This is a genomic window from Streptomyces sp. NPDC006265 (assembly GCF_040613555.1).
GTDB lineage: Bacteria > Actinomycetota > Actinomycetes > Streptomycetales > Streptomycetaceae > Streptomyces.
This window is the reverse complement of record NZ_JBEXSH010001542.1, coordinates 1-1,015: the sequence shown is the minus strand read 5'-3', so window position 1 is coordinate 1,015 and position 1,015 is coordinate 1. Positions and strand designations below refer to the sequence as shown.

1 protein-coding gene is annotated in these 1,015 nt (G+C 64.4%); it reads left to right on the top strand.

Annotation, left to right across the window (positions count from 1 at the left end; genetic code table 11):
- Positions 1-338 precede the first annotated feature (338 nt).
- On the top strand, positions 339-1,015 hold a 677-nt coding region (locus tag ABZ281_RS50470; protein WP_356665684.1), incomplete at its 3' end, for a CRISPR-associated endonuclease Cas3''.

Here is a 1,015-nt window from a genome sequence, read left to right as displayed (position 1 = left end):
GAGCTGCTCGAGGCCCTGTCGTGCCACCATCCTGTGCGGGAGTCCTCCGTCACGGCACGCCGAGCTCGGCTACGCACAAGCGTGCCTCCTGCATGCGCAGGGGTCCTTCGTTCAACGAGGAACCACGGTTCGATCAGGTCAAGCGCCACCCGCCTGTGCGGGAGTCCTCCGCAGTTGATGGACGCCATCTTCACGTCGATTCCATCCGCCCGCCCGTGCGGGAGTCCATGTTCCGTGCATTAGGCGTGGCTGCGCGGCCCGTGGGTCGGTCGGCGCCTACCGGGGGTTCTGGCTGAACACCTGGCATTTCCATAATCCATTGCAGTGAGGTGATTTCTATGAATTCTGATGTGTGTTCCTGTGTGTGGGGAAAGTTCGATGAGCTTCCGGCTCCGTATCCGCTGGGGTGCCATTTGCTGGATACTGCGGCAGTCGCCATGCTGCTGTGGGACGTTCACATTTCGGCAGGTCAGCGTAGATTTATAGCCGAATCATTCGGGGTTCCGGAGTGTCAGGCGCGTGCTCTGGTGGCGTTCTGGGCTGGTCTCCATGACCTGGGGAAGTGCTGCCCTTCTTTCCAGGCATCCCCGACGGGACCGGAACCGGAGTTCCTGCAGCGGGAGGAATTTGCATCCCCGGCAGGGTGGATGAACGAGGGTTCCGTACGTCATGAACGGGTGACGCATCTCGTTCTGCCGTCCATCCTGGCCGACTTCGGGTTCGACGTTGCGTCGCGTCCGGGGAAGTCGGTGGCGCATCAGGTGGCGCAGATCCTGGGAGGACATCACGGCGTCTACGGCACCATGCTGGACCGGGTGACGCTGCGGCACCCGGAGAAGACAGAGCCTCGCATCGGGACGGCGACGGGATGGCAGGAGCAGCGGACCGCTTTGGTGGACGTCGTGCACCGGGCGTGCGGACGCCCTGCCGCGCCGGCACGGGTGGCACCTGCGGGAGCGGAGACGCTGCGGGTCGGTGGGCAGATAGCCGTACGGGCCGAGCTCCAGCCACGCGT